Origin of the sequence: Desulfonatronum thiosulfatophilum (assembly GCF_900104215.1) — a bacterium.
GTDB lineage: Bacteria > Desulfobacterota > Desulfovibrionia > Desulfovibrionales > Desulfonatronaceae > Desulfonatronum > Desulfonatronum thiosulfatophilum.
This window is the reverse complement of record NZ_FMXO01000017.1, coordinates 58,898-83,467: the sequence shown is the minus strand read 5'-3', so window position 1 is coordinate 83,467 and position 24,570 is coordinate 58,898. Positions and strand designations below refer to the sequence as shown.

Below are 24,570 nucleotides of genomic sequence, written 5' to 3'. Positions count from 1 at the left end.
CCGGAAAAGGACCTTTCAACACTCAGTTGGCCAATCCTGTCATACGAACTTTAAAGGGACACCATGGAAACCCTCATCGTTTGCAGCGCGGCCCTGATTGCCGCGGCATTGACCTTGTTTTCCGGTTTCGGCATGGGCACGCTGCTCATGCCGGTGTTCGCGATCTTCTTTCCGGTGCCCGTGGCCGTGGCCCAGACAGCAGTGGTCCACCTGCTGAACAACATCTTCAAGGCGGCCATGTTCGGGCGCAATGCGGACAAGCGCGTATTGCTGCGTTTCGGAGCGCCGGCCCTGATCTCCAGCTTTCTCGGGGCCTGGTTGCTGCTCTCCCTGGCCGAGGCCTCGCCTTTGTTTTCCTATACTTTGGGCGGGCGGGAATTCCACGTCCAGCCGGCCAAGTTGACCATCGCCGTGCTCATGGCCGGATTCGCGGTGCTGGAGGTCTGGCCCTGGTTCCAGAAACTGTCCTTTGACCGCAGATACCTGCCCTTCGGAGGCATGCTGAGCGGTTTTTTCGGCGGCCTGTCCGGCCACCAGGGCGCCATGCGCAGCGCCTTCCTGATCAAAAGCGGACTGACCAAGGAGGTCTTCATCGGCACCGGGGTTATGCTGGCCGTGATCGTAGATATTTCTCGAATGACGGTTTACGCGGGTATGCTCGCATCCGAGGACATTTTGAGCAACCCGACAACAGTGGTTGCCGCGACCGTGGCCGCTTTCGTGGGAACATTTCTGGGGGCAAGGCTGGTCAAGAAGGTGACCATCAAGTTCCTGCAGGTCATAGTTTCCGTGATGCTGTTCGTCGTGGCTCTGGGACTGGGTTCCGGTTTGTTGTAAAAAGATCTGGATACGGCTTTCGCCGGTATGACTGGAAATGATCCTTACGTTAAGTCATTCCGGCGAAAGCCGGAATCCAGTGCTGACGACAGACCAAGCAGGATGTGCTGAATAGTTGCCAATTGCTCTGACATTTTGTGCTACATGCAGAGTCTCATTTTTTTGTTTGTTCCTTTTGTCTTGACGACGGTGGAGATGTCCTTACCTGAGCTGTTCGGAACTGTTACCGTGACCTGGAGAAACCCATATTAACAGATGGCAAAATGATCCGCCTTCAGGTGCGAGAGAGCTGAATATCATCACCTGGAGTTTGAGCATGACGAGTCAAAAACGAGTTCTTATCATTGAAGACGACGGGATTCTGGCCATGGCCCTGGAAAGCTTGTTGACCAATATGGGGCATGTCGTCGTCAAGGCCGTGGCCACGGGTGAAGATGGAATTGTCGCGGTCAAGGATGCGCAGCCCGAGCTGGTGCTCATGGACATCAATCTGGCCGGCCGGATGAACGGGATAACCGCGGCTGAGCATATCCGATCCTTTTCTGATATCCCCATCGTTTATTTAACCGGCCACTCAGAAGAAGCGGTCGTTCGAGAGGCGGAAAAGACAAAGCCTCACGGTTTCCTGCTCAAGCCCGTATTGAAAAAGCAACTCAAGACATGCCTGGAGAGTTTGTAAGTACCTGCACGCCTCATACGTTCTCTCGGCCGATTTGAAGCATATCGGCCCCTGCCGAACCACTCCGCTTTCATCACACATTGACATTGGGATGAAAAAATTTCTTTGACCTTGGGTAATGGTTCATCTAAAGCGTTAGCCCAATCAACAGCCGACTGAGACAACGGCTGCATTTCGATTCCATGTTCAGCAGTAACAATTCCATTCCTCAAAATCCGGCCAAGCCCGCGGGCATGGCAAAATACCGTTTTTCTACTTAAGGAGAGTTCGGTAATCGCGAGTGACATATGCACAGTGAATTGCAACAGGATCGTGCGGTTAAAGTACGGAACACATATCAGCAAGGAGAGGGGCGGAAGCTGCGATGGGTTTTTGTCCTTCTGACTGGGTTTTGGACGATCCTCGCGATTGTCCTCGCGGAACTGAACTACCGGCACGCCTATTCCACATCTCTGGAGGTCGCGCAGGCCAGCGCCCGGGACACCTTTGCCCGTGATTCCGTGTATCGTCGATGGGCGGCTGCACAAGGCGGTCTCTATGTGCCAGTGACGCCGAAAACGCCTCCCAACCCCTACCTTTCGCATCTTCCGAACAGAGACATATCCGCTTCCTGCGGTCAAGAATTGACTCTGGTCAATCCAGCCTACATGACCCGCCAAGTTCAGGAAATGGGCCGGGAAGAATACGGGCTGCGCGGTCGGATAACCAGCCTCAAACCTCTCAGGTCCGAAAATGCGCCGGACGAATGGGAGACAAAGGCCTTATCCGCGCTCCAGAAAGGGGAAACTGAGGCATCTTCCATTGAAACACTCGACGATGAGCTCTATTTCCGTTTCATGCGACCCCTGGTTACCGAAGAAGGATGCCTGAAGTGCCATGCGGAACAAGGTTTCATGCTTGGCGATATCCAAGGGGGAATCAGTGTTTCCGTGCCCTGGGAGCCGTTCAGGAATAGTCTGCGGACGCTTCAACGCACGGACCTGTTCACGTATGGAGCGATCTGGTTCTTCGGTTTTCTGGGGCTCTTGATTGCCGGACAACGTATCAATCTCCATCTTTCCGAACGCAGGCAGGCAGAGGAATCACTGAAGGCATCCCTCAAGGAAAAGGAGATGCTGCTCCGCGAAGTGCATCACCGGGTGAAAAACAACCTGGCCGTGATCTCCGCCTTGTTGAACATGCAGCGCCAGACGGTGGAGGATCCGGTCGGTTCCACGGCACTGAAAGATCTTGATGGACGGATCAAGGCCATCGCCCTGGTCCATGAGCGACTTTACAGCAAAGGGAGTCTGGCAGAGATCGATTTTCAGGATTATCTGGACACGCTTCTGCGGGAACTTAGCGCCTCCCTCGGGATCCAGAGCGACATTCGTTGTGTAGCCAGGGCTCAGGACATCCTTCTGGGGATCGACGTCGCCGTCCCCTGCGGCATGATCGTCAACGAACTGGTAACCAACGCTTTTAAGTACGCATTTCCCGGCAACAATCCCCGAGCCGGTGCTCAACACAAGGAAATCAGCGTTTCCTTACATGAGGACGACAAGGGCTATATGCTCGTCGTTGCCGACAACGGCGTAGGAATGCCAGGGGAAATTGATCTTCAGTCAACACGTTCGTATGGTTTGCGGATCGCCAGAATGATTGCTGCGCACCAGCTGCGAGGCGCCATTGACCTGGATCGCTCGAATGGCACCCGTTTCGTCATCACCTTTGATTCCAGTACAAAAGAAGCCTAGGTTTTGGATTTGGTCTCACCGGGATCCAATCACTTAAGCTGTTCGGTCTTGTTTCGAACTTGATCGGCTCATGCCGAAGACGGGTCAGCGCACAACAAGGTACAGGATGCCCATGAACAGGGGCTGATGGAGCAGGTAGACGGCCAGGCTGTTCCGGCCCAGCCAAGATAAGGGAGCGAGGACAGTCGGCAAGCTGGAGACGAACTGCAACGGCAATCGGCCTTGTGCAAACATTTTTCCGAGTGGAATGCCCAGCAGCAGGACACCGAACCACGGCAGTACCGGGACGTAATCTTCCGTGAACGGCTTGTGCGTCATCATACCCAGCCAGTGCAGCCAGGGATGGTTGAACGCCGGGTGTTCGAGGAGTAGTCCGGCAAGCAGGAAGAGCAGGGCAAAGAGCAGGTTCATTGCGTGGAAGCGCAAGAAAAACAATGCCAAAATCCTGCCGACAAAGATGAAGTGCAGGATTCCGAAAACTACCCAGGTTGACGGGAAAAGCAGGTATGTGCCCAGGGAAACCATGGCCGCCGCCGCTACCAGGATTGCTTGTCTGCGGATGAAACGCCCTGGATCGAGGCCGTTGCGGGTGGACAGGGCAAGGCTGACGCCCACAGCCAGCACAAAGCTGCTGACGATGATCGAGCGAAAAATCAGCCAGAACGGATCGCTCTCGAAATTGAAGCGTATAACGCCGAAATATCGCAGGTCGAAGCAGAAATGGTAGACAAGCATGAGCAGCACGGCGCTGCCCCGGAACAGGTCCAGGAGGGATATCCGGGATGGTGGTGAATCGGCGGGCATGGTAATGGAACGATCATGTTGGAAGTAGGCAAGACCCATACCCGGATTTTCGGGAATTGCAAGCAAGGGCTTCGGCTTCTGGCGATCCTCACGCTGCTGGCCGTGGTCCAGGGCTGCGCTCCCGCCAAACATGTCTCCACGCCTGTTCCCGTACACGTTCTGACCGAAGCGGCGCCTTTCGGCGCGACCATGACGCTGGAGGAAATGATCCGGCAAACTCTTGCCCATCAATATCCTTCACCCAGAATTGATTTTCCCGTGCCGGACAAAACCGGCCGGTACTTCATCGAACTCGCTCACGAGCCGGTGATGCTGCAACTCGCAACCGGGGCAATGACATTCCAGGCCGGTCCACAATCCGAGGCCGGCCCTCGAACCGACAGTCCGATTGCCGTTGGTTTGGCCGCCGGTCTGGATAATGGGGACATCCGCATCTGGAGTTCCTGGCCTTGCCCTTTATTGACCTTGCCGACGGAAACGCCGGTTTCTCTTCTGGCCTGGGACGGATCCGGGCCGTATCTTGGCGCCGGGGGAGAGATCTCCAAAGATGAACTGCATATCTTCGACCTGCGATACTGCGCCCATGTGGCGACTGTTGCCAGTGAACGGGCGCTCAGCACCGCGGCCCTGTCCTCCTCGCTGACCCGGGTCGCATTGGTGGATGTGGGCCGACGACTGCATGTCGGGCCGGTGGATGGTCCGCTTGAATATCTGGGAACCCTGCGTTATCCGCCCCTGGCCGTGCAGTTCAGTCCGCGGGAAGGTCTTCTGCAAATCGTTGACCAGGCCGGATGGCTGCTGATCTGGGCCTTGCCGGGCCTTGACCTGCTGGATCAACGACGTATTCCGGGTGGTCCCTTTGATGCCGCGATGTTTCATGACGGGCGCATTGCTTTGCGCATTATGGAAAAAGATGAGGGGTTTCAGGAGTTGTTCGAAGTTCCGTCCGGTGAGCGAACCGTGGTCTGGAACATTCCGGAGGGGCGTTTGATCTCCGGGGGTGAATTGATGGATTCTCGATCAGGAGCCTTCGTTCACCCATTTATCTTGCTGGAACAACTCGATCTGGAATCTGGAATCTTGAGCTACCGCACAAAGAATGAGCATTGGCTGCGTAAGCTGCATTTCGGCTCACCACGACTGGAAGCCCATGTCGCCGCTGATGAGGGTTTGCTGAGAATCAGCGATATCGATCAGGTTCAACGCTGGTATTCGTTACGAGACGGATCGCTCCTGGAATCGCCGGAGCCCGCGCCCGCGGAATTGCGGCCGCTCCCGGTGGATGTCGACGCGACAGTGCGCTGGGGCGATCGGGAATACGTTCTTGCAGATCCGGTCCTGGCTCGCGACGGATATCTGCTGCTGGCCCGGCATGTTCCGGACGAGCGCTTTTTCCTGTGGTGGGTGGCCATGGAGCCGGACTTGTCAGGGTATTTTCACGGAAAAGGACTTCTTCCAATCCGGGAGAGTCTGCGCCGGGAATTGGCCCCGCAATGGATTTCTCTTCCTGATGATCAGGCAGCTCCTCAACTGGGGACCGGCTCTCCTTAGTCTTGCGGCCTCGCTGCACAGACACATATCGACAACAGCACGGAGTAGATTGATGAAACAAAGTCCAGGCTTCAGCCTGATCGAACTGATGATCGTCGTGGTCATTCTTGGGTTAATGGCCACGCTGCTGGTGCCCCGAATCATGGATCGTCCGGAGGAAGCCAGGGCGGCCAAAGCCCGCGTGGACATCCGGACCATGGAATCCGCCTTGCGGCTTTACAGGTTGGACAATGGCGTCTACCCAACCACGGAGCAGGGACTGGCCGCGTTGATCACGAAACCGGAAAGAGGCGCCCCGCTCCGAAACTACCGCCCGGGTGGGTATCTTGAAGCCTCTTCCGTGCCCAGGGATCCCTGGGGCAATGAATACCGTTACCGATCGCCGGGGCAGCAGGGCCGGGATTACGAAATCACCAGCCTGGGGTCCGACGGAAAAGAGGGTGGTTCCGGTTTTGCCAGAGACATCAACAGTTGGGAACTCGACGAGTGACACCCATGAGACGCAACTGTGACGCATACTCCGGGCAGACCGGGCTGACTCTGGTGGAGCTGCTCATTGTGCTGCTCATCGTGAGTCTGGGCTGGTTTACCCTGCTGCCCAGGCTTGATCCCACTGGTCCTCGCCGTGCTGACGTCCCGTTGCACGAGTTGAATGTCTTTCTGGATCAGGTCCGACATGCGGCGTTTTTGTCGGGTCGATTTCAGGAGGTCCGCCTGGATCACGTCCAGGGGCGCATTGTCTGGAACGACGCCTCGCACAGCATGCATCAGCCGGTGACCCGCTGCACCATCAACGCGTCGCCTTGTCCGCGTTCGGAAGCGCTTCTGCGAATCTATCCCGCGGGCTATATGGATCCTCTTGTTCTTGTATTTGCAAACGGAGAACAATGGAAGACCAGCGAACTTGACGTGCGGTTGTTGGCTTCGGAGCGTCGATGATCTTCACCCGGCCGCACAATAATGCAACGGGATTTTCCCTGGTGGAGGTTCTGGTGGCTCTGGTCGTGGCCGCGACCCTGGCCTCAGGCCTGCTCGCACTCCAGCATCACGGTCTGAACCAGGCCAGGGAAGCCGACCTGCTCTGGGATCATCTGGGGATAGCCCAGGAAGCGCTCATGGGCGTTGAATTGGCCCGTGCCGAAACGCAGGCCATGCCGGACTGGCACGTCAGTGTCATGCCTGCCTCGCCGGAGAGGCCCACTCCCTGGATTTTAGTGGTCACCCGCGCTGCCGGGCGTGAAATGAACTGGATCTGGCCGTCTGTCGCACCGTGAGTTTCATGTCCTTGTCGACCTCAAATTCCATGCTCCAGCGGCGCTTTGGCGTACACCGGTTTCCAGCGGTCAAAGCATGTCGCGGCCGTGATGTTGTCGGCTTCACTCTCCTGGAAGTTCTTGTCGCCCTTGCCGCCGCCGGCCTGCTTGTGGCCATGATTGCTTCGGTTCTCGGACGCGGGACCGTGGTATCGTCGGCGCTGGAGCAGGCGTCGGAGGGGCAGCGCTCTCGCGGCGTGCTGCATCGGCTGCTGAGCATGGACCTGCGCAATGTTCTTCCGGATACGGAAATCACTTTCACGGATCAAGGCTTTACCTTGGAAACAGGACATAATCATCTTCTCCCCGGTCCCATGCCGGTGACGGTAACTTGGTTTTTCACGGACCAGGGCCTGCAACGTGACGAGGAACAGCTGGAACTGGGCTATGTCCGATCGACGGTCATTATGCCGGAGTTGGAGAGCTGGGCTCTTGCGCTTTACGATTTGAGCGAATCCAGATGGATCGATCTGCGGTCGTGGCTGCATGCCGGAGACAGGCCGTTCCCGGCCGGCATGCGTTTGGATTTGCAGGCTCCCGGGCATCACTCCTGGCGTTTCGTTTTCCGTCTGCCGTTGCAACATGACGCCGCGCTCTAAAAACGACGATCCGCGCGCCATGCAGCCACGGGGGGCCATTCTGGTTCTGGTCCTGGTGACGTTGATCCTTTTCAGTACGCTTGTCCTGCAGGTCTCCCAGCGCGCCGTCCATGTCGTTGAAGATCACACATTTCTGGTCCAGGCGCTTCAGGCGGAACTGCAAGCCGAAGCTGCCCTGGCGAAGGCCCTGGAAATGCTTGGACAGAGCAATGCGGCAAGTTCAAGCGACGGCGGGCGTCCGGAATCCTGGACCTGGCAGGAAGACGGCATCCGGATCATTGTGATGCCGGCCAATGCGAAGCTGAACCTGAATGCTCTGCATCCTCCAAGTCTTCCCCCGCAGGGCATGCAGCGCCTGCATGCCGCTTTGCCCCGAATTCTGCAAGACGAGGCTCTTGAAGCGGAGGTTCAGGACATCCTGCTCTGGCTTGGCCTGGGATACGATCCGAACAAGCCGGGCTCCGAACGCCGGGCGGATAGGCCTTACGCCGAAGTTCAGCCAAACTATCGTCCCAGAAAGGGAGCTATGCAGCGGCCGGAGGAGCTGCTTCTGGTCCGGGGATTCGCCGGGCTCGATCCGGACTGGGTGCGGGAGCGGTTCACTGTCTGGGGCCGGGATGGCCGGGTCAACCTCAACTTTGCCGCGTCCGATGTCCTGCTGGCCCTGGCTCCGGAACTGGAAGCCTACTGGCCTGCTATTGACCGATACCGGACAGAGCAAGGGTTCCGGAGCACCGACGAACTGATGATGCAAATCAGGCTGCCCATGGACCTGTATCAGCGAGTGCTGCCGCATATTGCCCTGGAGTCGGACATTTTCGAAATATCTGTTGAGGTCCGTCTACCTGCATGGTATGAAATGCACCGTGTGATCGTGGAACATTCCGCTATCCTGGCGGAAACGCCGCCCCGCATCCTTGCCAAGGACATCCTGGAGTCCAGGCCTTTGGACATCATTCCGAGAAGAGGCGTCCAAACAGGGGCGATGTGACCGGCTGGCCGGTCTTGAAACCATCATACGAAAACTGAACTTCACGTTTTGAACGCCGAGCTGAATTTGCCTCCCGCCCTTTCTCCCAACAGTCCCTTTTATCTGGTCCGGTTCATCAATGACGTTCCCGTTTGGGAACATTTTGACGGACAAGCCCTCCATCCCGCGCAAGCACCTCGTTCAACGCGGTCCATGCCGGTTCTGGTCCTGCTGCCGGAACGATTCTTTTTCTTTTTCCAGCCGGATATAGCCAATCATGTCGGCAGCCATCGTCAACTGGCCGCTGCCGCAAAATTGCAGATCGAACAGATGTTCCCGGCCGCACCTTTTTCTGGCAACGGTTCCGGGATTGTGTCCGATGCGGGAAGGAACCATTTTCTGGGGTATTTTCATCACCCTGCGTTGGCAGCATTTTCTCGCCGCCATCATGATACCCTTCGCAGAGCCAATGCCGTAACCACGCCACTTTTTTTGGCCTGGAACGCCGGTTTTCTTAACGGCGGACGGGACTGGGCGTGGGAAGAGCCGGAAGAGGGGACATTCGCGTTCCTGAGCGGCAATGTCCTGAATTGTTTCCATGGCGATGAGGCGGAGCTGCGGAAAAGACTCGCTGTGCAGCCCATGGACGGCGAAAATGCTTCTGCCGTCACATCCGCACCCAGGCGGTGGCAACTTAACGATTTGCTCCAGGTTGCGCCTGTTGTCGGCTGGTCGGCCCTGCGTCTTCCGTTGCCGGCTGAAAACGGCAACCGGGCTGATTTACGCAAACTAGCGGCTTTGTGCGTCGCGGCGGCGCTTCTTGGCGGACTTTTTTCTCTCGGTCAGGCTTTGCGACTCTCAACGCAGATGACGCAACTTTCGCACCTGGAGCAGGCGACGAACACCTTGTATTCCGAAGCACTTTCTCTTCCGCTGGGTGACGATCCGTTCGGGCGCTTGCTTTTCCGTCTCAGCCAGCTTCAGGGACGTGATCAGACGGGGCCGGACCCCTTGTCCATGCTCGGAGTGCTCAGTTCTTCCGCTCCTCCAGGCTTCCACGTGGAAAGTTTTTCCATGGGACCGAACACCGGAACCATCAGGGCAAGATTAGCGGATTATGAGCAGTTGGAATCCCTGCTCCGTGCCCTGGAAGGTCATGGGAACCTACGCTTTGATCTGGACCAGGCATCCAGTTCGGAGGCCGATATTCTCGTGACGCTGCGAGTCAGTTATTGAGCTGCGGCGAGGAGATGGGGGGGCGGCAGCCCTCGTGTCACTGTCACCATATTTCAAAGTAGGAAGCATGTTCGCTACGACGATTCAACGAGTGGCATACTGGCGGGATTGGCCGCCGGAGCGGCAACGCGGCGCGCTGTATTTGCTGACGACGCTTATCGCATTAATCTTTTTTTTCCTCTGGTTCTGGCTCCATGCCTGGACCGTACGTACCGAGGAACAGAGCCGGCTGGCTCTGGAACGTCATGCGCGGGTTCTGGAAATGGTTCAGGAAATCCGCGGAACGGAACGAAAGCATGACCGACCCCAGGCAACCATGCCCGTCCTGATTGCCGCGCGCCAGGTCAGCAGGGACATTGGTCTGGAGGACAAGCTCACCTCGGTCAGGCCGGCTCTGCAAGCCACTGGCCGCGACGGGGTCCAGCTGTATTACGAACAGTTGAACCTGCCGGATCTGCTCGCGCTCCTGGAGGCCCTGAGCCGGGATGCCGGGCTGCGAACCTCAACCTTGACCTTTAACCGGCGCATGGACAATCCCTCTCTGGCCGATCTTCAATTGGTACTTTTTCGATGACCTCCGAAAAAACAACGCAAGCTGCCGCTGACACGGTCCGTGCTGAACCCGGTTTCTTTAAACGCCTGGGAGTGACCGGCACCATATTTTTCATCGGCTTGCTCCTCGGTCTGCTTTTTTTTCTGTCCCGTGAGGTTCTTTGGGGGCAGGTGCTCAAGAGCACTCTGGGGAACCTGCCACAGACGACATGGTCCTGGCAGGCCGTTGGCGACCGTGGTTTGACGCATATAACGTATGGCGGGTTCGATGTGATGATGAATCAGAGCCGCCTTTATTTTCCTGAGTTGACCATCAATTTGGGAACATCCAGGCCAGTGACCTTGGAAGCCTCCACAGGTCCTGTGCTGTTTGCCGGATTCGGATGGAACAGGAATCTCAATCTCTCCGGCGCAGTGGATATTCAAAAGATGCTTCCGGAGTTGCGGGTTCAAGGAACTCTGGAAACGGAAGGTTTTCTGAATTGGCGAAACTGGAATGAACCGCCTTACCTGGGGGAACTGCAGATCCATGCGCCCGGGTTGCTGGTGCTTGCTCCGGGGATCATGACCATCAACCTCCAAGGCCATGCTTTCCTTGACGGCAATCATCTGCGCCTGACATCCATCCGGGCCGACGGTCCCATTGCCCTTATCGCGGAGGCGGAAGCCTTGCTGGACTGGGACAACCTTAAAAATTCCACCTACACCATCTCCGGCACCCTGCTTGGCCTCGGCAACATGCCGTTCTCCGCTTCAGGACGGCTGGGCAGCATCTGGTAAGCTAAACCTCAGCTCAGCAACTACAACGCAGTTTTCTTTCCCCGTGGTCCCCGTGCGCCCCGTGGTTTAATCTTCAGCGGTCCCCTGTTTCAAATATGTTTGCTGTCCATATCGGACAGGTATCTTTGTGAAGATGGCACTGAAGGACGGGTGGTATTCAGGCCGAAGTAGGAATTATTTTGTAATGCCGGGATGTTGTTTTCAATAAACGAAACGGCCGAGCCGCGTTAAGCAGCCCGGCCGTTTGTTTTGGAATTTGATGGTCGGTTATTTGCTGGATAATCTTGAGCCGGAGAATTCCGGATAGGCTTCCAGTCCGCATTCGGCCAGATCCATGCCCTGGTATTCCATTTCTTCGCTCACCCGGATTCCAATGGTCAGTTTAAGGATCATCCACAACAGCAAGCTGGCAATGAACACGAATCCGAAAATGCAGACGATTCCGGCAAGCTGTCCGAAGAAGGTGGCTTCATCATTGGACATGAGAACCGCCAGCAAACCCCAGATGCCGACGACGCCGTGAACGGATATGGCGCCCACAGGGTCGTCGATGCGAAGTTTGTCCAGGGCGACGATGGAAAACACAACGATCACGCCGCCGACAGCTCCAATGAACACTGCCAGGATCATGGACGGAGAGTCAGGTCCCGCGGTGATGGCCACAAGGCCAGCCAACGCACCGTTCAAGCCCATGGTCAGATCCGCTTTGCCGAACATCAGCTGAGCCGTGATCAGGCCAGCCACTACTCCGGCTGCAGCCGCAAGGTTGGTGTTGGCAAATACCATGGCTACGGTGTTGGCTGATTCCACATCCGACACCTTTAGTTCAGATCCGCCGTTGAATCCGAACCATCCCATCCATAAGATGAAGGTTCCCAGGGTGGCCAAGGGCATGTTGGCGCCTGGAATGGGATTGATCTGACCATCAGGACCGTATTTACCTTTTCTGGCACCCAGCAGGAGTACTGCCGCCAAAGCCGCGGATGCCCCGGCCATATGCACGATGCCTGACCCAGCATAGTCGGAGTAACCGAGTCCATCCAAAAATCCGCCGCCCCAGCTCCAGTATCCCTGGATTGGATAAATGAAGCCGGTCAGGACGATGGCGAAGATAAAGAACGACCACAGTTTCATCCGTTCGGCCACGGCGCCGGAAATGATGGACATGGCCGTGGCGACGAAGACAACCTGGAAGAAAAAGTCCGCAATATTGGAATAATATGGGGCGTCTTCCCCTCCGGCGAGAACGTCCGCCACGGAATTGTCTCCGCCTACCAGAAATCCGATTCCGGGGATGATGGAACTGTTGGAGTCTCCATACATGATATTGTAGCCCACGAGGAGATACATGATGCAGGCAATGGAATAGAGTCCGATATTTTTTGTCAGAATTTCAACGGTATTTTTTGAGCGAACCAGGCCTGATTCAAGCATGGTGAATCCGGCGGCCATCCACATGACCAGCATTCCGGACATGAGGAAATAAAATGTATCCAGGGCGTAACTGATTTCAAGCAACTGTTCCACGACGCTGTTCCTCCATAAGATGGTGACGATGGATTACTTTTTCTTTACCAGGGATGGGATCGTCTATAATGCGTCAGGTCCGCTTTCACTTGTTCGGATGCGCACGCATTTTTCCAAATTGTAGACAAAGATTTTGCCGTCACCGATTTTTCCTGTATGTGCCGCGGACTGGATGACCTGCACGACCTTGTCTTCCATATCGTCCGGGATTGCCGCTTCCAGTTTCAGCTTCGGTCTGAAGTCGACCACATATTCCGCGCCGCGATAAACTTCCGTGTGCCCTTTCTGTCTTCCAAAGCCCCTGACCTCCGTCACCGTCAGTCCCTGAACCCCCGCTTCCGTCAATGCCGTTCGCACATCATCCAGCTTGAACGGTTTGATTATCGCAGTAATCATTTTCATTATCGTGCCTCCTTTTGAGTGTTGATGATTTTTAATGTAAACATCTAGTGTTTCTGCTATCTCACAATATCGTGAATCCTGGTTGCCCTTGGAATCCGGAACCTGCTCTTGAACGTGAATTGTGCCGTAGTACCTGCGGATCTCTGTGATCATCAATGAGTTGCATGACATTTTCCTCCCTGCTTGAATTGGTGTTAAACCGCATAAAGCAAGTGTTGCGCCATCTTGTTCAACATATTGAAATTACTTATTTAAAATGAAGAAAGCCGTTGTGGCTGGAAAATTATTATTCAATAATGTAAATAAATGTTGTATAAAAAATGAGAAATAGAAATTAAATTACATTTATGAAATAATGTTGGGTGTGGGGGATTTTGATGTCGCTTGACATCTGAAGCAGTGCTGGCGAGGTAATGGCCTCATTATTGGGGATCCTGATTAAACAGGTTCCAGCACAGCGGCTGGCGGCGAAAAGGAAGATTGAGTGGGAGGTGGTGATAGGGAAAGGGGAGCGAAGGGAGTATGGAGTGAGGTGTGAAAAGGAGAAGGGGGGGCGGAGGTTTGAAGGCATCCGCCGAAGGCGGGCGGGAATCCGAACTTTGCTTGGTGCCAAGTGTTGCGAAGATCTCGGGTGTGGTTCGAGATCATCTCATCAGTTCTTCGCGTTCCTTCAATATTTCGCGAATCTTTTCCAGCTCGGATTTCTCCTGAGTTGAACGGGCATGTTCTTCAGCGCGTGCCATATGGAAACCAGCCTGTTTTTTGTCCCCTGAATAGATGGCCGCGTAGGCGAGGTGGGTATGTGCGGAAAAAAGCCGTCCTGTCTGACCCAAGACGCGACCCAGCAGGGCATGGACAGAAGATTGCTCCGGCAGATGCTTCAGAATTCGCTCCAGGAGCTTGATTGCCTCATCTTCCTGGTTCACGGCAATCTGGAGCCGGGCGTAGTGAAAAAGGGCCATCAAATCGCGGGGGTTGCGTAGAACTGCTTCCTGGAGTCTGCGGGCTGACTCATCAAAATTTCCAAGACGAAGAAAGAAAACACCGGCTTCGCGCAAGATAAGTGGGTCATTCGGAGAACATGCCAAGGCACGCTCATAAGCAGCCTGGGCTTCCGCGGTTTGGTTGCCGCGATCCAGTGCTATGGCGAGCCCAAGATCATCCAGGCAGGATCCCAATTCCCTTCCCCGAAAAAATGCCAGTGCCTGGTCTGGTTCGGTGTATCGCGCCATGACCAGCATCCGGGCACGCAAATAATTATCGTTGTTTTCCTCACGCTCCCGGATGTGGGCCGGCAAACGATCCACCCTGTCCTTCATGGAGCCGATCCGTTCGTCAATGCCTGGATGCGTGCTCAGGTACAGAGGAGCGGAGCCGCCCAGCCAGCGCAGTTTACGGATAGTCTCAAATGAATGAACCATGCCCTGAGGCCGTAAACCCGCGGCGATAAGATAGTTCATTCCGACCTGATCGGCCTCGCGTTCGTCTTCTCTGCTGTAGGAAAGCATTGCACTCTGTCCCGCGGCCACTGAGCCGTAAAGCAGAGCTGACTGGGCATCGCCGCCCAGGAACACGCTGGCCAGCACGCCAAGCAGCGTTGCCAGATTAACGAACTGCGCTTTCTCAATGCGACGGGCGATATGACGTTGAGACACGTGGGCCAACTCATGGGCCACCACCCCGGCAAACTCGGATTCGTTTTCCAGGTGCTGCAAGAGGCCGGTATGCACGAAAATATGGCCGCCGGGGCCGGCAAAGGCGTTCAGAGCTCCATGGCGTATTACACCGATCTGAACAGGGAAGGGTTGGGGCGGCATCTGTTGGTTCAGTCGTTCAAGGATGCCCTGTACATATTCCAGTATTTCCGGATCTTCCACCATGGGCAGGCGGGAACGGATCAGGATGTTGAATTTTCGGCCGAGTTCGACTTCATCGGAAATTGTAAATCGGCCAAGGGATAATTGCGCGCTTGCAGCCTGGGGGAGGAGCAGGAGGCTGAGAATTAGGAGGAAAATCGCAAAACAATGGGCACCGATTCGCAGTCTAAAGAATGCGGATTCATTATTGACCTGCTGGTCTTCATCGCGGCGCAAATGGAAGTTGGAGACAAACAGATGAAAAAAACTGCCTAGTGTCGTCATCTCCCGCTTATAATGATTGCAGGGCAATAAGCAAGAAGGGATCATCGTGGAGGTACCATGGCGCCCGCACCTCGTCAGTCGCTACTTGTTCATCATGTCGAGAAACTCACGGTTGGCTTTTGATCCACGCATTTTGCCCAGGAGAAAATCCATGGAGTCATGTGAGTTCATTGAAGACAGTATTTTGCGCATTATCCAGACTCTGTTCAGAACATCCTCATCCAGCAGGAGTTCTTCCTTGCGCGTTCCGGAACGGTTAATATCTATAGCAGGATAGACCCTCTTGTCCGCAAGATGTCTGTCCAGGTAGATCTCCATGTTGCCCGTCCCCTTGAACTCTTCAAAAATAACTTCATCCATGCGGGAACCCGTGTCGATCAACGCCGTGGCAATGATACTCAGACTGCCGCCCTGTTCAATATTCCGAGCCGCGCCGAAAAAGCGCTTGGGACGCTGGAGAGCGTTGGCGTCCAGGCCGCCGGAGAGAACGCGGCCCGAGGAGGGGGTTACGGTATTATAGGCGCGACCAAGTCGGGTGATGCTGTCCAGAAGTATAACAACATCGTATTTGCGCTCAACCAGACGTTTGGCCTTCTCCAGTACCATTTCCGCAACCTGAACGTGGCGCGTCGGGGGTTCGTCAAAGGTGGAACTGACAACTTCGGCGTTGACGGTCCTTGCCATGTCCGTAACTTCTTCCGGACGTTCATCGATAAGTAAAACAATCAGGTACACATCTGGATGATTGGCATTGATCGAGTTGGCAATAGTCTGCAGAAGCACGGTTTTTCCGGTGCGCGGCGGAGCAACGATCAACCCGCGTTGTCCCATGCCGATGGGAGTCAACAAGTCAATGATCCTGGAAGAATAGTTTTCCTTGCCGTTTTCAACGACAAAGCGTTTATCCGGATAAATCGGCGTAAGGTTGTCAAAAAGGACAAGTTGCTTGGATTTTTCCGGTGGAGCGAACCCGATTTCCTTGACCTTGAGGAGCGCAAAATAACGTTCTCCGTCCTTGGGCGGCCTGATCTGGCCGGAAATGACGTCTCCAGTTCGCAAGCCGAATCGTCGTATCTGGGACGGAGAGATGTATATGTCATCAGGGCCGGGCATGTAGCTGTACATCTGAGATCTGAGAAAGCCAAAACCATCCGGAAGAATCTCGAGAACCCCCTCTCCGAAGATAGACCCATTCTGTGATGCGCACGCCTGAAGCAATGCGAAAATGAGTTCTTGCTTGCGCAGGTTGCTTGGATTTTCAACCTTAAACTGGTTTGCCAGTTCCGTCAGTTCATACATGGATTTGGTTTTCAATTCAGACAAATTCATAATGCGTACCTTCGGTCGTGTCTCCTGAAATTGTTAAAGGAAAGAGTGTCTGTTCAGCAAATTTCTGATCCAGCACGGCAAATGGTTCGACGTGTCTTGTGCGGCCCCATATGGAATGAGCAGGGTGAATTCAACGTGGTAAATGCCGGCCACATCAACCTGGCAAATGCTATACCTGATCAAATTGTGCGAAAATGAATGCTGTCAGGGAGTTGCGAGGTCGCGGAAGCCATAAGAAAAAAGCATCTCAAGTAAGTGATCTCGAAGAAATTGCATTATAGCATAAAAATAAGATACCTATGTATCTTCACATGCATAATACTGTTGACTGTCGCCAACAACTTAAATTGAAAGGAAGCGTTAGCCAAAGAAGATAAAAGACTGGTTAGTCTTGAATCATATAATGTATATATTTAATTGGTGTTGTCGGCTTGCAACATGTGATCGGAGGATGTCTCAAAGAGTTGATCGTGATGGATCAGTGCATTATATATAAACGTCAGAAAAGACAAGCTACATATGGTGAGTTGATATTCTAATGACACGTTACGTCGGATTTAAGATCATGACATTTATGAGGAAACGGACTGTAATTAGGTGTGCAGGTGTGTGGGCATGTCCACCTCAAAAGCTACTCCGCAACGCTTTCCTCTTCAGCCGGCTTCAGGATGTCATCGAAAAAAGAATAAATTCTAGTCCGGATATCCGCGGGAGTACTTGAAAGACAAAAGGCGAGTTCAGTCGTGATGAGATGCAATGCCTGTTCCAATAGACGTCGTTCGCCAAAGGAAAGTTCCTTGTCTTTACCGATAAGGATCAGTTCCTTGAGGACATAAGCGACATCCTGGAGGTTTTCACTTTTCAATTTTTCGGAATATTCCCGATACCGTCTATTCCAGTTTTGGCCCGTATATCCGGTAAAGTCGGACCGGTCCTGGATGTATTCCAGCATGGCTTCGCCCTGGTCAGGCGTGCAAAGGGGCCGTAGTCCGACATTGGTCGCATTATGAACCGGCACCATGACCATCACGTTGTTGTTCAGAATGCGGATAACGTACAGATTAGTCGAACATCCACCGATATCCTGGCTTTCGACCTTCTCGATCTTTCCAACACCTTGTGCCGGATAAACAACTAAATCATTAACCGAGAACACATTCACCACTCCTGATAAAGGTACCGAACTGATCTGAACTTCCCCAAATGACTTTTTTCACAATATCCTGAAATCAGCGAAGAGTCCATGGTTTTCTTGAGGAACAATCAAGCTGATTGTGTCTGTCCTGGCGAAGGTAGTTTTGGATTGCTATGATATTCCATCATGGCAACCGATATTCCCTTGGTGCAGAAAGTCGTGAGGGCATTGGCGGATTTGCCGAGAACTTCGGAATAAACTGAGTCAAGTTCAGGCTGAATGTTTCGGAGAACATAGCCAGCGGGGTCATGGCCCTTGGGCGGTCTGCCGATGCCCAGACGCAGACGAGCAAATTCATTGGTGCCCAGCGCGGAGGAGATGGAAAGGATTCCCTTGTGGCCCGCCGCACCACCTCCCATTTTAAAGCGCACTGTGCCCGGTTGAAGATCCAGATCGTCATGAACCACAATAAGATTTTCCGGGCCAAGTCGGTACCAGCGAATAAGCGGACCCACAGCGTCTCCGCTGCGATTCATATATGTCGACGGCTTGGCAGCAAGCCAAGTCTCACCGCCAAAATCTCCGCGCCAGAGTTCGCATTTAGGGACGGGAGAACTGATGATCCGCCAAGTGGAGTGCCTTGCGGCAAAAAGTGCATCCAGAGCGAGAAAACCGAGGTTGTGCGGTGTTCGGTGGTATTCAGTGCCTGGGTTGCCGAGGCCGACTATGATGCCTCGAAATCCTTGATTAATCATGTATCATGGATTGGCTTGACGAAAATTGCATTCATTAGGGGGATGCAATCGACAACGCTGTGATCCGGATGTTGGCGCGGATGCAATGCTGCCGATTTTTTTTGGAAGACGGAGAGGCTGCTGTTGAAGACGTCTGGTGAAAGGCCGGCCTGCCCCAGGTGCATGTCTATGCATAAACAGGGGCGGGCCGGCAATGAGCGCTTATTCGCCGGCCTTCTCAGTTTCGCCCCCTTCGGACCCGGCTTCGCCAGTCGAAGGACTCGTCACGCCGACAACGGCAAAATTGTCGTCAAAAATAAATTCAACGCTTTCCGGAAGTTTCAGATCCTGAATGTGAACATTTTGGTTGATTTCCAGGCTGGTCACATCAATCACGATTTTCTCAGGAATGGACATGGGAAGACCCACGACCTCGAGTTCATCACGAAACACCTGCAGAACGCCGCCGAGGATAATGCCTTTCGCTTTTCCGGTAACTTCAACGGGAATGTAGACTGTAATTTTCTTCGTCAGGTCAACACCGAAAAAGTCGACGTGACTGATAGTTCCTTTGACGGGGTGGAACTGAATGTCGCGGATGATGGCAGGCTGTTGCTGGGTTTGGCCATTTTCAAGAATCTCCAGCTCAAAGACCTGCGACAGGCCAACCTTGTTGAAAAGTTTTTGAAGCGGTGTCCGCTCTGCGGAAAAGAGAAGGTTGACGCCTTGAGCATTATAAAAGACACCGGGAACGACGGATTTGTCACGCAGGCGACGGCAAGGGCCGCTGCCGGTTTCCGAGCGAACGGCCACACTGAGAGTTGATTGACTCGACATGGATATATCTCCTTGGCAAAATTTATTTATTAGACAAATAAAACACTGACGGAAGATTCGGTGTGGATATTGTGAACAGCCTTGGCCAGAAGACTTGCAACGGACAGGGAGTGTATTTTGGAGCAGGCCAGTGCTTCATTTTTCAGAGGAATGGTATCCGTAACAAGAATTTGGCTGAAAGCGGATTCCTGCAACCGCTGGACGGCCGGCCCGGAGAGCACGCCGTGGGTTGCGCAGGCGACAACGCTTTTCGCGCCCTTTTCCATGAGGACTTTGGCAGCCTGAACCATAGTGCCGGCGGTATCGATCATGTCATCAAGGACCACGGCCACTTTGTCCTCCACATCGCCGATGACGTTCATGGCTTCAGCCTGGTTCGGACAGAGACGGCGTTTGTCGATGATGGCCAAGCTGGCGCATAAGCGTTTTGCGTATGCTCGTGCCCTTTCCGTTCCACCGGCATCGGGCGAGACGATCACCAGTTCGCTCGGGTCGTTGATCAGAGACTTGATGTGCTGAAGCAGTACCGGCGCGGCATAAAGATTGTCCACGGGGATGTTGAAAAAACCTTGGATTTGGCCCGCATGCAGGTCTATGGTCAACAGTCTGTGCACCCCGGCGACAGTAAGAAAGTCGGCGACAAGTTTTGCACTGATCGGCGCCCTGGGAAGAACCTTTCGGTCCTGACGCGCGTACCCATAGTAGGGGATTACCGCGGTGACCCGCTTTGCGCTGGCCCGTTTCAAGGCGTCAAGAACCAGGCAGAGCTCCATCAGGTTGTAGTTGACTGGAGCGCATGTCGGTTGGACCACGAAAACGTCGTCGCCGCGGACATTGTCGCCGATCTCAACCCGGATCTCGCCGTCGCTGAATGTCTCAACCAGACACGGCGTCAGCAGGCATCCGAGATGATCGCAAATTGCCTTGGCAAGTGATGGATTGGCGGAACCGGAAAGTATCTTGAGTTCACCGTGAAGTGCCATGAGGGATGATCCTTGATGAGTGGCTGGGGTGGGAGGATTCGAACCTCCGAGTGCGGATTCCAAAGACCCGTGCCTTACCGCTTGGCGACACCCCAATAATCAGTGAGGGATTCACATTGCTCAGAATGTGTATTGATATGTCGGAACATCCATCTGCCGTAATTGATCCAGAACGTTTGCCGCTGCGGACTGCTCACGAAACACGGCAAAAATGCTTGCTCCGCTTCCGCTGAGAGCAGCCCCGTCGGCGCCAAGGCCCAGCAGCAGTTCTTTCACAATACGTAATTGCGGATATTCCATGAATACTGGACGTTCAAAGCTGTTGTGAAAGACAAAATTTGACAAAGCGGGAATATTATCTGGTAACACGGTGGGTGTCAATGGAAAGGGAGGGGTTGATTTGCGGGATTGATGATCGTCCCAGGCTTTGTAAGCCCATGCCGTGGAGACGGATATTTGCGGACAGGCCAGAACCATGGTCAGTCCCTGCATAGGCAGTTGAACAGGCGTCAATTGATCGCCGCGACCGGTGGCCATTGCCGGCTGGTTCGTCAGAAAAAAAGGAACATCCGCCCCAAGATTTGATGCAATATGGTGCAGGTTGGATTGCTCCAGGCCTTGATTGCCCGCAAAATTGTTCAGGAACAAGAGAAACGAAGCCGCATCGCTGCTGCCTCCGCCAAGTCCGGCTCCCATGGGGATATTTTTATCGAGATGCACCTCGATGTCGGGGGCAAAACCCGTGGCGTCGGAAAAGTCGCGGTAGCAGTGGAAAAGAATGTTTTGAGAGTCCGGGATTAAAGACTCTGAACATTGCAGTTGAAGACCGGTTCCTGGGCGGCCGGACATAATGGTCAGAATATCGTGCGGTGTCGGCAGCGGGAGGAAGATGGTCAGCAAGTCATGATATCCGTCAGCCCGCAACTGGAGAATGTCCAGGAAAATGTTCACCTTGCAACCTGGGCGCAGGGTGACGGGCAAGTGATTGTGCGTGTTCATAAGGGAAGGGCGACGTCAGGTGCAAGAGGTAAAGTCGTGCTGTTTTTGAAGAATTGGTGATGAGATTGATAAAGGGCGGAGCTTGGTGCTCCGCCCTTTTTGACATGCGGCAATGTATTATTCAAAGGGGATGGTTCGAAAGATGGTTTGGGTGTGGCGTCGGATCAGGAGCATAATAACTCCTCTCTCGGCAGCCTCCTCCAATATTGACTCAAAGGCGTCAACATTGTTCACTGGTTTTTGGTTCGCTTCGATCACTATGTCTCCGGCCCGGACATCACTTCGAGCGGCTTGGCTGTTCGCCTCGACATCAGTGACCAGCAACCCCTGGGGGCGTGGCATTCCCATTGCCTGGGCCTCTCGTTCGGAAATGGGGCGCAAAGTGATCCCTAAAGCGGTGGCCTGGTCTTCAGCGTGTGGCGACGGGCGTTCCCGTTGAGCCAAACGTTCTGTATCTCTTGTACCCAAGGTGACATTGAAATTCCGTTCCTTGCCGTCTCGGACAGCTACAACACGAACTTCCTTTCCTGGCTCTTGCTGGGCGACTACGCGAAGCAGCGAACTGGAGTCTACAACATCCTGCCCATTGACGGATACAATAACGTCGCCGGAGCGCAAACCGCCCTGATCAGCTGGTTCACCGGGAATGGCCTCTGCAACCAATGCGCCCTTGGTGCCGGGTAATCCAAGTGCCTTGGCCGTATTTTCATCCAGATCCTGGATGGTCACGCCCAGCCAGCCGCGCTGGACGGTTTTGTGGTCCTGGAGGTGGCTGATGATTTCGCTGCCGATGTTGCTCGGAATGGCGAAGCCGATGCCCTGGCCAGTGGCGACAATGGCCGTGTTAATGCCGATGACCCGACCTTCCATGTTCAGCAGAGGACCGCCGCTGTTTCCAGGGTTAATGGAGGCATCTGTCTGGATAAAATCATCGTACGGCCCCGTACCGATAATCCGGCCCTTAGCGCTGACAATACCGGCCGTCACCGTGTGGGCGAGGCCAAAGGGATTACCGATGGCGACAACCCACTGCCCGACCCGAGCTTGATCGGAATCTCCAAATTCTAAAGTCGGCAGCTCCCGGTCCGTTTCGATCTTAAGCAAGGCGAGATCCGTTTCCGTATCCCGACCGACAACTTCAGCGATGTAGGACACGTCGTTGTCCAGAAGGTTGACGGTAATTTCCGTGGCGTCCCGGATGACATGGTTGTTCGTGACAATAAATCCGTCAGTGGAAATGATGAACCCCGAACCGAGGGACTGGGTTCGGCGAGTGGGCGCCTCATCACCGAAAAAACGTTCGAATTGCTCGAAGAAATCGTCAAAAGGCGTTCCCCGGCGTTGAAAGGGCGAAAAAAACCTCCGCAGATCTTCGCCGCCGGAAACAATGCGCACAGTGCTGATATTGACGACCGCCGGCGCAGCCATTTCAGCCAAATCCGTGAATTCGGGAAGCTGGGCCTGGGCTGAGAGTGTTAATAGGAAAAAAATAAGAGCGGCGAGAAAAGCGTTGCGAAACAAAATCATGGAATTACCTCCTCATTGCGGCATAGTTGGGCGGTTTTCAGAATCAAACACTGAAATAATGTCGAATTGCCTGGGTGGCAAGAATGAGGTGGATGAGAGATTTTCATGTTGCATGAAAGGCAATCCGATTGTTGAACTTCCGCCTCCACATGAAAGCGGAAAACAAGGAAACAGCAGGTTTAACAATGAAAAATGGTTCGACGAACGAATCCTGGCTCAGTCAAACATGCGAGACCGCAATATCAAGGCAAGCCGGACCAACCCCGTGACGATTAGAATTTGCTGAATAGTTACGTTGAAAAGTTACATTATTTATAATCTAGCTATTTTTGAAGGGAAGCGAATGTTATGAATCAAGCTGACTGCTCGGCGGCGAAATGATCAAGAAGTTGGAGCAAAGCTGTAATCGCTTCGCGTTACGTTTAGGTCAGGAAAATTAGATTTTCAGCGGGATGATGTCAATTGTTAAAATAATTGGAAAAACGGATCAATCCGAAGATGAGGCATTTCCTTGGGAAGTCATTTTGATTGTCAGAAGGGAGCAAAATACGATAAGCATAAATATCACTTGAATGGTTGTGTTGTTTAAAATTGAAAATGGAGCGTGCCGTGCGGATATCGCAATATGTCCTTATTTGGTCACTAATCGGTTTCCTTGTTCTGGGGTGCACCCAGGGGGTGAACGATGAGCCGGCGCCATATGATGTGCCGGGGGTGAGTGATTCGGAAATTTTGATCGGGTCATCCCTGGCCTTGAGTGGGCATGCGGGTTTTCTCGGCACGCAAAGCTTGCACGGGGCTCTGGCCTACATCAACCACGTCAATGAGACGGGGGGGGTGCATGGACGGAAGATCCGGATAATTGCCTATGATGACGGCTACGACCCACCACGTTGTTTGGCGAATACCCAGAAATTGATCGTTGAAGATCAGGTATTTGCCTTGTTCAGTTACGTCGGCACGCCAACCACTGTCAAGATTCTCCCCCTGATCGAGCAGGCCCAGATTCCACTGCTGGGGATCTTCAGCGGGGCGAACGCTTTCCGGGAGCCTTTCAATCGGTATATTGTGAACATCCGGGCTTCATACTACCAGGAGACCCAGGAGGTGGTCCGGCATTTCGTGGAGGATCTCGGACTCACGAAGATCGCGGTTTTCTATCAATACGACGCGTACGGCTTCGATGGCCTGCGGGGTACCGAACTGGCCCTGCGCAACTATGATCTGGCGCCGGTGGCCAGAGGCAGCTATACCAGGGGCACCCTGGACATCAAGGAAGGACTGGACGCCATTGCGGAGTCGGAGGCCGAGGCAGTGATCATGGTCGGCACCTACGATGCGTGCGCGAAGTTCATCAAGCAGGCGCGGGCCAGAGGTTTTTTTCCAATTTTTCACAACGTCTCGTTCGTAGGTTCCGAGGAGCTGGCCAGAATTCTCGGCAGGGACGGCGAGGGCGTGATCATCACGCAGGTCGTTCCACCGCCGGACTCACTGGAATCCCAGGCTCTGTTGTGGGGGGTCGTGGAATACCTCGAACGGCACCAGCGGGCGTTTCCCGAGGATCAGCCCAACCTTGTCGCCCTGGAAGGGTACATCAACGCCAAGGTTCTCGTGGAAGGATTGCGCCGGGCAGGCAGAAATTTAAACCGAGCCAAGTTCATCGACGCAATTCAATCCATCAAGAATTATTCTTTGGGCATCGCCAATACCTTGTCGTTCAGCCCGACAAACCATCAGGGTCTGGAGCGAGTTTATTTCACGATCATTCGGAACGGTCGGCTGGTGATTCTTACGGATTGGAAAAAGTTGAGGTCCCAGGAGGGTGATCCGGTGGGCGACGTGCTGGAACAGGACGAAGAGGTCGTGGAAAACCAAGTTGTCCGGGATAGGCCATGATTT

Annotated in this window: 24 protein-coding genes and 1 tRNA gene; 13 read left to right on the top strand and 12 right to left on the bottom strand. The window is 54.1% G+C overall.

All coding sequences use genetic code 11. The annotated features are described in order from the left end of the window. The first annotated feature begins 63 nt into the window (after positions 1 to 63). From BLP93_RS14125 to BLP93_RS14115, 3 genes are all read left to right on the top strand, one after another. A complete protein-coding gene (locus tag BLP93_RS14125; protein ID WP_092123129.1) occupies positions 64 to 837 on the top strand; it encodes a sulfite exporter TauE/SafE family protein in 774 nt (257 codons plus the stop codon). 316 nt (positions 838 to 1,153) lie between these two features. Next, positions 1,154 to 1,516: a response regulator gene (locus BLP93_RS14120; RefSeq protein WP_092123127.1), complete on the top strand. Its 363-nt coding sequence runs from the start codon at positions 1,154 to 1,156 to the stop codon at positions 1,514 to 1,516. Between the two features lie 287 nt (positions 1,517 to 1,803). Next, positions 1,804 to 3,252, top strand: coding sequence for a sensor histidine kinase (locus tag BLP93_RS14115; protein WP_092123125.1), 1,449 nt, complete (start codon positions 1,804 to 1,806; stop codon positions 3,250 to 3,252). Between the two features lie 84 nt (positions 3,253 to 3,336). Here BLP93_RS14115 and BLP93_RS14110 read toward each other — a convergent pair whose 3' ends face one another. After that, positions 3,337 to 4,056 (bottom strand): heparan-alpha-glucosaminide N-acetyltransferase, encoded by a 720-nt coding sequence (locus tag BLP93_RS14110; protein ID WP_161946348.1) that lies wholly within the window; start codon positions 4,054 to 4,056, stop codon positions 3,337 to 3,339. 15 nt (positions 4,057 to 4,071) lie between these two features. On the opposite strand from BLP93_RS14110, the gene BLP93_RS14105 reads away from it, so the two are divergent. The 9 genes from BLP93_RS14105 to BLP93_RS14065 all read left to right on the top strand — a co-directional run bounded on the left by BLP93_RS14105 (position 4,072) and on the right by BLP93_RS14065 (position 11,057). After that, positions 4,072 to 5,607 carry a hypothetical protein gene (locus BLP93_RS14105; RefSeq protein ID WP_161946347.1) on the top strand — a complete coding sequence of 512 codons (1,536 nt, stop codon included), beginning with the start codon at positions 4,072 to 4,074 and terminating at the stop codon, positions 5,605 to 5,607. Positions 5,608 to 5,659: 52 nt separating this feature from the next. Then, positions 5,660 to 6,097 (top strand): type II secretion system major pseudopilin GspG, encoded by a 438-nt coding sequence (gene gspG / locus BLP93_RS14100; RefSeq protein ID WP_092123119.1) that lies wholly within the window; start codon positions 5,660 to 5,662, stop codon positions 6,095 to 6,097. 5 nt (positions 6,098 to 6,102) lie between these two features. Continuing rightward, positions 6,103 to 6,546 carry a prepilin-type N-terminal cleavage/methylation domain-containing protein gene (locus BLP93_RS14095; protein ID WP_092123117.1) on the top strand — a complete coding sequence of 148 codons (444 nt, stop codon included), beginning with the start codon at positions 6,103 to 6,105 and terminating at the stop codon, positions 6,544 to 6,546. Beyond that, entirely contained in the window at positions 6,543 to 6,881 is a 339-nt protein-coding gene (locus tag BLP93_RS14090; protein ID WP_092123115.1) for a prepilin-type N-terminal cleavage/methylation domain-containing protein, read from the top strand. The genes BLP93_RS14095 and BLP93_RS14090 overlap by 4 nt, the downstream gene beginning before the upstream one ends. A 5-nt stretch (positions 6,882 to 6,886) precedes the next feature. Continuing rightward, positions 6,887 to 7,519 (top strand): prepilin-type N-terminal cleavage/methylation domain-containing protein, encoded by a 633-nt coding sequence (locus tag BLP93_RS14085; protein ID WP_092123113.1) that lies wholly within the window; start codon positions 6,887 to 6,889, stop codon positions 7,517 to 7,519. Further along, on the top strand, positions 7,503 to 8,510 hold the full coding sequence (locus BLP93_RS14080) for a type II secretion system protein GspK (RefSeq protein WP_161946346.1): 1,008 nt from the start codon (positions 7,503 to 7,505) through the stop codon (positions 8,508 to 8,510). Before BLP93_RS14085 ends, BLP93_RS14080 begins: the two co-directional genes overlap by 17 nt. A gap of 66 nt (positions 8,511 to 8,576) precedes the next feature. After that, on the top strand, positions 8,577 to 9,725 hold the full coding sequence (locus BLP93_RS14075; RefSeq protein WP_139163015.1) for a YbeD family protein: 1,149 nt from the start codon (positions 8,577 to 8,579) through the stop codon (positions 9,723 to 9,725). Between the two features lie 67 nt (positions 9,726 to 9,792). Further along, entirely contained in the window at positions 9,793 to 10,299 is a 507-nt protein-coding gene (gspM, locus tag BLP93_RS14070; protein ID WP_092123107.1) for a type II secretion system protein GspM, read from the top strand. Continuing rightward, the gene (locus BLP93_RS14065) at positions 10,296 to 11,057 is read left to right on the top strand and encodes a hypothetical protein (RefSeq protein ID WP_092123105.1); all 762 of its coding nucleotides are present in this window, start codon (positions 10,296 to 10,298) and stop codon (positions 11,055 to 11,057) included. The genes gspM and BLP93_RS14065 overlap by 4 nt, the downstream gene beginning before the upstream one ends. A 267-nt stretch (positions 11,058 to 11,324) precedes the next feature. Here the strand turns inward: BLP93_RS14065 and BLP93_RS14060 are convergent, their stop codons facing one another. The 11 genes from BLP93_RS14060 to BLP93_RS14010 form a co-directional block, all read right to left on the bottom strand. Beyond that, complete coding sequence (locus BLP93_RS14060) at positions 11,325 to 12,584, bottom strand: ammonium transporter (protein WP_092123102.1); 1,260 nt, start codon at positions 12,582 to 12,584, stop codon at positions 11,325 to 11,327. Between the two features lie 63 nt (positions 12,585 to 12,647). Beyond that, positions 12,648 to 12,986 (bottom strand): P-II family nitrogen regulator, encoded by a 339-nt coding sequence (locus BLP93_RS14055; RefSeq protein ID WP_092123100.1) that lies wholly within the window; start codon positions 12,984 to 12,986, stop codon positions 12,648 to 12,650. Positions 12,987 to 13,630: 644 nt separating this feature from the next. Continuing rightward, on the bottom strand, positions 13,631 to 15,127 hold the full coding sequence (locus tag BLP93_RS14050) for a beta-barrel assembly-enhancing protease (protein WP_092123098.1): 1,497 nt from the start codon (positions 15,125 to 15,127) through the stop codon (positions 13,631 to 13,633). Between the two features lie 81 nt (positions 15,128 to 15,208). Further along, on the bottom strand, positions 15,209 to 16,456 hold the full coding sequence (gene rho / locus BLP93_RS14045; protein WP_092123096.1) for a transcription termination factor Rho: 1,248 nt from the start codon (positions 16,454 to 16,456) through the stop codon (positions 15,209 to 15,211). A gap of 631 nt (positions 16,457 to 17,087) precedes the next feature. Next, the gene (locus BLP93_RS14040) at positions 17,088 to 17,612 is read right to left on the bottom strand and encodes a CarD family transcriptional regulator (RefSeq protein WP_092123094.1); all 525 of its coding nucleotides are present in this window, start codon (positions 17,610 to 17,612) and stop codon (positions 17,088 to 17,090) included. A gap of 107 nt (positions 17,613 to 17,719) precedes the next feature. Then, positions 17,720 to 18,346 (bottom strand): aminoacyl-tRNA hydrolase, encoded by a 627-nt coding sequence (gene pth, locus BLP93_RS14035; protein ID WP_092123092.1) that lies wholly within the window; start codon positions 18,344 to 18,346, stop codon positions 17,720 to 17,722. A gap of 201 nt (positions 18,347 to 18,547) precedes the next feature. Continuing rightward, on the bottom strand, positions 18,548 to 19,162 hold the full coding sequence (locus tag BLP93_RS14030; protein ID WP_092123090.1) for a 50S ribosomal protein L25: 615 nt from the start codon (positions 19,160 to 19,162) through the stop codon (positions 18,548 to 18,550). A 29-nt stretch (positions 19,163 to 19,191) separates the two neighbouring features. Next, positions 19,192 to 20,145, bottom strand: a complete 954-nt coding sequence (locus BLP93_RS14025; RefSeq protein WP_092123088.1) for a ribose-phosphate pyrophosphokinase — start codon at positions 20,143 to 20,145, stop codon at positions 19,192 to 19,194. A gap of 20 nt (positions 20,146 to 20,165) precedes the next feature. Then, positions 20,166 to 20,240, bottom strand: a tRNA-Gln gene (locus tag BLP93_RS14020). A gap of 25 nt (positions 20,241 to 20,265) precedes the next feature. Next, a complete protein-coding gene (ispE, locus tag BLP93_RS14015) occupies positions 20,266 to 21,144 on the bottom strand; it encodes a 4-(cytidine 5'-diphospho)-2-C-methyl-D-erythritol kinase (RefSeq protein ID WP_092123086.1) in 879 nt (292 codons plus the stop codon). A 117-nt stretch (positions 21,145 to 21,261) separates the two neighbouring features. Continuing rightward, complete coding sequence (locus BLP93_RS14010) at positions 21,262 to 22,671, bottom strand: DegQ family serine endoprotease (protein WP_092123084.1); 1,410 nt, start codon at positions 22,669 to 22,671, stop codon at positions 21,262 to 21,264. A 609-nt stretch (positions 22,672 to 23,280) separates the two neighbouring features. On the opposite strand from BLP93_RS14010, the gene BLP93_RS14005 reads away from it, so the two are divergent. After that, positions 23,281 to 24,567, top strand: a complete 1,287-nt coding sequence (locus BLP93_RS14005) for an ABC transporter substrate-binding protein (RefSeq protein ID WP_244148764.1) — start codon at positions 23,281 to 23,283, stop codon at positions 24,565 to 24,567. Positions 24,568 to 24,570 lie beyond the last annotated feature (3 nt).

Excerpts from the sequence above, each read along its gene's own strand:
- BLP93_RS14125 (WP_092123129.1), top strand. The coding sequence starts at position 64 with ATGGAAACCCTCATCGTTTGCAGCGCGGCCCTGATTGCCGCGGCATTG.
- BLP93_RS14120 (WP_092123127.1), top strand. The coding sequence starts at position 1,154 with ATGACGAGTCAAAAACGAGTTCTTATCATTGAAGACGACGGGATTCTG.
- BLP93_RS14115 (WP_092123125.1), top strand. The coding sequence starts at position 1,804 with ATGCACAGTGAATTGCAACAGGATCGTGCGGTTAAAGTACGGAACACA.
- BLP93_RS14110 (WP_161946348.1), bottom strand. The coding sequence starts at position 4,056 with ATGCCCGCCGATTCACCACCATCCCGGATATCCCTCCTGGACCTGTTC.
- BLP93_RS14105 (WP_161946347.1), top strand. The coding sequence starts at position 4,072 with ATGTTGGAAGTAGGCAAGACCCATACCCGGATTTTCGGGAATTGCAAG.
- gspG (WP_092123119.1), top strand. The coding sequence starts at position 5,660 with ATGAAACAAAGTCCAGGCTTCAGCCTGATCGAACTGATGATCGTCGTG.
- BLP93_RS14095 (WP_092123117.1), top strand. The coding sequence starts at position 6,103 with ATGAGACGCAACTGTGACGCATACTCCGGGCAGACCGGGCTGACTCTG.
- BLP93_RS14090 (WP_092123115.1), top strand. The coding sequence starts at position 6,543 with ATGATCTTCACCCGGCCGCACAATAATGCAACGGGATTTTCCCTGGTG.
- BLP93_RS14085 (WP_092123113.1), top strand. The coding sequence starts at position 6,887 with ATGTCCTTGTCGACCTCAAATTCCATGCTCCAGCGGCGCTTTGGCGTA.
- BLP93_RS14080 (WP_161946346.1), top strand. The coding sequence starts at position 7,503 with ATGACGCCGCGCTCTAAAAACGACGATCCGCGCGCCATGCAGCCACGG.
- gspM (WP_092123107.1), top strand. The coding sequence starts at position 9,793 with ATGTTCGCTACGACGATTCAACGAGTGGCATACTGGCGGGATTGGCCG.
- BLP93_RS14065 (WP_092123105.1), top strand. The coding sequence starts at position 10,296 with ATGACCTCCGAAAAAACAACGCAAGCTGCCGCTGACACGGTCCGTGCT.
- BLP93_RS14055 (WP_092123100.1), bottom strand. The coding sequence starts at position 12,986 with ATGAAAATGATTACTGCGATAATCAAACCGTTCAAGCTGGATGATGTG.
- BLP93_RS14050 (WP_092123098.1), bottom strand. The coding sequence starts at position 15,127 with ATGACGACACTAGGCAGTTTTTTTCATCTGTTTGTCTCCAACTTCCAT.
- rho (WP_092123096.1), bottom strand. The coding sequence starts at position 16,456 with ATGAATTTGTCTGAATTGAAAACCAAATCCATGTATGAACTGACGGAA.
- pth (WP_092123092.1), bottom strand. The coding sequence starts at position 18,346 with ATGATTAATCAAGGATTTCGAGGCATCATAGTCGGCCTCGGCAACCCA.
- BLP93_RS14030 (WP_092123090.1), bottom strand. The coding sequence starts at position 19,162 with ATGTCGAGTCAATCAACTCTCAGTGTGGCCGTTCGCTCGGAAACCGGC.
- BLP93_RS14025 (WP_092123088.1), bottom strand. The coding sequence starts at position 20,145 with ATGGCACTTCACGGTGAACTCAAGATACTTTCCGGTTCCGCCAATCCA.
- ispE (WP_092123086.1), bottom strand. The coding sequence starts at position 21,144 with ATGAACACGCACAATCACTTGCCCGTCACCCTGCGCCCAGGTTGCAAG.
- BLP93_RS14010 (WP_092123084.1), bottom strand. The coding sequence starts at position 22,671 with ATGATTTTGTTTCGCAACGCTTTTCTCGCCGCTCTTATTTTTTTCCTA.